Origin of the sequence: Nocardiopsis sp. TNDT3 (genome assembly GCF_003427465.1) — a bacterium.
Taxonomy (GTDB): domain Bacteria; phylum Actinomycetota; class Actinomycetes; order Streptosporangiales; family Streptosporangiaceae; genus Nocardiopsis; species Nocardiopsis dassonvillei.
This window is the reverse complement of the sequence record NZ_QPFC01000473.1, coordinates 1-3989: the sequence shown is the minus strand read 5'-3', so window position 1 is coordinate 3989 and position 3989 is coordinate 1. Positions and strand designations below refer to the sequence as shown.

The 3989-nt window shown below is 75.7% G+C and carries 3 protein-coding genes and 1 pseudogene; 3 read left to right on the top strand and 1 reads right to left on the bottom strand.

The features are described 5' to 3' along the window. The 3 genes and pseudogenes from DQW06_RS12270 to DQW06_RS12260 form a co-directional block, all read left to right on the top strand. Nucleotides 1-443: pseudogene (locus DQW06_RS12270) on the top strand (FAD-dependent oxidoreductase); the annotation flags it as partial. Then, on the top strand, nt 440-1417 hold the full coding sequence (locus DQW06_RS12265) for a squalene/phytoene synthase family protein (RefSeq protein WP_013154580.1): 978 nt from the start codon (nt 440-442) through the stop codon (nt 1415-1417). The pseudogene DQW06_RS12270 and the gene DQW06_RS12265, both read left to right, overlap by 4 nt. Before the next feature lie 50 nt (nt 1418-1467). After that, a complete protein-coding gene (locus DQW06_RS12260; RefSeq protein WP_019607964.1) occupies nt 1468-2478 on the top strand; it encodes a DUF5914 domain-containing protein in 1011 nt (336 codons plus the stop codon). Between the two features lie 22 nt (nt 2479-2500). Here DQW06_RS12260 and DQW06_RS12255 read toward each other — a convergent pair. Continuing rightward, nucleotides 2501-3989 (bottom strand): FAD-dependent oxidoreductase (locus DQW06_RS12255; protein ID WP_117198465.1); only part of this gene is annotated, 1489 nt, incomplete at its 5' end.

Below are 3989 nucleotides of genomic sequence, written 5' to 3'. Positions count from 1 at the left end.
CCTCCCTGCTGGTCACCCAGCCCACCCTGACCGACCCGTCGCTGGCCCCGGAGGGACGCCACCTGCTGTACGTGCTCGCCCCCGCGCCCAACCTGGCGGCGGGCCGCATCGACTGGGACCGGGAGGGGCCGCGCTACCGGGACCGCCTGGTCGGGACCCTGGAGGAGCGCGGGCTGGAGGGGCTGGACGCCTCCGTGAGGGCCGAGCACCTGGTCACCCCGGCGGACTGGGCACGGCAGGGACTCGCGCACGGCACACCCTTCTCGCTGTCGCACACCTTCGCCCAGACGGGGCCGTTCCGCCCGCGCAACACCGTCCCCGGCACCTCCAACGCCGTCCTGGCCGGGTGCGGGACCACACCCGGGGTCGGCGTGCCGACCGTGCTGATCTCGGGAAAGCTCGCCGCGGCCGAGGTGGTCCGCAGAACCGGAGGGGTCGGATGAACGGGGGAGCCGCCGAACTCGACGCGGCCGGGATCACCGACGGGCCGCTGCGGGAGGCCTACCTCAGGTGCCGGGCCCTGCACGCCCACCACGGGCGCACCTACTACACGGCCACACGGGTGCTGCCGCCCGAGCACCGGCCCGGGGTGCACGCCCTGTACGGCTTCGCGCGGTGGGTGGACGACATCGTCGACGAGCCGTCGCCGGGCACCACGGTGGCGGACCAGACCGCCCGCCTGGACGTCATCGACGCCGACCTGGCCCGGGTCCTGGACGGGGAACCCGCCCGGGACCCCGAGGCGGCGCCGGTGCTGTCCGCCCTGGCGCACACGGTCCACCGGTACGCGCTGCCGCACGCCTACTTCACCGCGTTCATGGCCTCCATGCGCATGGACCTGACCGTGACCGGCTACCGCGACCTGGAGCACCTGCGCGAGTACATGCACGGCTCGGCCGCGGTGATCGGCCTCCAGGTGCTGCCGGTCCTGGGCACGGTGGCGCCGCGCGAGGAGGCGGCCCCGCACGCCGCCGCGCTGGGCGAGGCCTTCCAGCTGACCAACTTCCTGAGGGACGTGGCCGAGGACCTGCGGCGCGGCCGCGTCTACCTGCCGGAGGAGGCGCTGGCCGCGCACGGCGTGGACCGCGAGCTGCTGGAGCAGTGCGCGCGGGCCCGGGAACAGCACCCGCGCGTGAGGGAGGCCCTCGCCGACCTGGTGGAGGTCAACCAGGGCTTCTACCGGCGGGCCGAACCGGGCATCGCGATGCTCTCCCCCGTGGCGCGCCCGTGTGTCGCCACCGCCTTCCGGCTCTACCGCGCGATCCTGGACGAGGTGCGTGCGGCCGACTACGACGTGTGGAGCGTCCGGCACCGCGTCTCGGACACCCGTAAGGCGGCCGCCGCCGTACCCGCCCTCGCGCGGTCGCTGATCGCGCGCTCCCTGCGCGGCCGGGTGCCGCGCCCGCGGACAGGCTGAGGAGGCGCGGTCCGTCCCCGACCCCTCGACCGACGTACCTGGAGGACCCCGTGACACTGCCCGACCCGCGACCGCGGCGGCTTCCCCTGCGCCGCATGCCCGCCACCACGTGGAAGAAGCAGGAGCCGACCTGGCGGGAGGGCTCGCCCTCCGTCATCGGGTCGGCGCTCAAACGCGCGCTCGCCCGGCCCTCGGGGAACTGGTTCGTGCTGGCCGCGAGCAGCGAGGTCCGCGCGGACCGGCCGTTCGGGCGCGTCGTGGCCGGGACCGAGCTGGTGGCCTGGCGCACCCCGGACGGGACCGCGCACGCGGGGCCGGGCGCCTGCCCGCACCTGGGCGCGCCGCTGTGCCGGGGCGCGGTGGACTCCGGGCGCCTGGTGTGCCGGTGGCACGGGTTGTCGCTGGACGGCGGCGGCTTCCCGGGGTGGGACCCCTACCCGGTGCACGACGACGGCGTCCTGGTGTGGGTGCGCCTGGACCGGGAGGGCGGTGAGGAGCCCCTGGACGAGCCGGTGGTCCCCGAGCGCCCCGCGCTGCCCGGGAGCCTGGTGGCGGTGGAGAGCCTGGCGGGGCGGTGCGAACCCGAGGACGTGGTGGCCAACCGGCTCGACCCCTGGCACGGTTCGTGGTTCCACCCCTACTCGTTTGTGGGGCTGAAGGTGACCGAGGTGCCCAAGGGAGCCGACCCCGATCCGGACCGCATGGTGGTGGACGTGGGGTTCCGGGTGGCGGGCCGGTGGGGCGTGCCGGTGCGCGCGGAGTTCCGCTGCCCGGACCCGCGCACGGTGGTCATGCGCATCATCGAGGGGGAGGGCCTGGGCAGCGTGGTGGAGACGCACGCCACCCCGCTGGGCGTGGACGACAAGGGCGTGCCGCGCACGGCGGTCATCGAGGCGACCGTGGCCAGCTCGGAGCGGATCGGCTTCCTGCTGGCCCGCAAGCTGGCGGGGCCGGTCGTGCGCCCCGTGATGCGGATGGCCGCCCGGCGCCTGTGGAAGGACGACCTGGACTACGCGGAGCGCCGGTACCTGCTCAGGAGCACCGGCCGCTGGCCCGGCTGACCCGTCGCAACGGCCAGGGCCGCTAGGACCTCCTCGACCACCGGGCGAGCGCCCGCAACGGCGCCGACCGCCCCCGCCGGGGCACGGTCCACACCGTGTGCCCCGGCCGCCCCCACCGCGACAGCAGGGCGTTGGCCGCGAGCAGGCCGCTGGTGGCGGCGCGTTCCATGAGGGCCACGGGCAGGTCGGTGCGCACGTGGTCACCCGCCACCGTCACGAACGGGTCGGGCGTGGTCACCCCGCACCGGTCCCGGTGGCTGCCGGGGGCGAACAGCGGACAGTCCGCGCGCAGCTCGTGCCGGGCGTCCACCGCGCGGGCCCGGCGCAGCTCCGGATAGACGGACCCGGCCTGTTCCCAGAGCCGGTGCCGCTCGTGATCGGGACCGCACCCCTCCTCCAGCGCGTAGGCGTGCAGTTCCACCACCGACCCGCCGGTGCGCCGGGTCCACTCGCGGGCCTCGTCCTCGTACCGTTCCAGCACGCTGATGTTGTCCAGGGTGGGGTAGCCCGCCGTGCCCAGGAAGGCGGGCCGGTGCGGGCGCACGGGCCGGTCCAGCCAGTAGCGCGACACCAGGAACGGGGGAGCCGTGCGGATCCGGGCCATCCGGTCGCGCCAGTCCGCTCCGCCCGGTTCCGGTGCGCCCAGTTCCGGCGAGGCCGCCACCAGGTCGCGGGTTCCGGCGGGGTCGGCGGCGAGCACCACGGCGTCCGCGCCCTCCTCGAAGACCTCGCCCCCGGCCGTGCGCCCGCGCAGCGTGAACCGGCTCCCCGTCTCCTCGCCCTCTCGCGCCCGGCCCACCTCCCCGACCCGCACACCGGTCCGCAGCCGGACCCCGCGCTTGGCCAGGTAGCGCTCCAGGGGGTCCCACAGCGCCTGCGGGAACGGCGAGCCGGGTACGTCGAACACCAGACCCTCGGACGAGCCGAGGAAGTACACGTGGAACATCAGCGCGAGTTCGGCGGCCGACAGCACGCCGGGGTCGGCGAAGAAGCTGCGGGTGAACACCTCGAAGGCCAGGTGCCGTGCCGTGGGCGGGAAGCGCACCGCGTCCAGCAGGTCGCGGGCGCTGAGGTGGTCGAGCCGCTCGTACACGCCGGGCACGTCCACGTCGAGCAGTTGCAGGGCCGCGGGCAGGTTGACCCGCGCCATGTCGCGCGCCGGGAAGCTCGGGCTGGTCGCCGCCAGGACGGCCGCGTTCCACGGCGGGGTCGCGGGCAGACCCGAGAAGCGGTCGCGCGGCCCGTCCCGGTGCACCAGCGGGTAGTCCGTGAGCGGCACCAGCGCGCCGAGCCCGGGGTCGCCGCGGCGCAGCAGGGCGCGCAGGTTGTAGTACTGCCGGAAGAACGCGTGGAACCCGCGGGTCATGGTCGCGGGCGAACCGTCGGAGAGCGTCGTGGACCAGCCGCGCAGCCGCCCCCCGAGTGAGGGTTCGCGCTCCAGCACCGTCACGTCCACGTCCCGCTCGGCCAGTGCGCAGGCCGCCGCCAGCCCGGCGATGCCGCCGCCGACC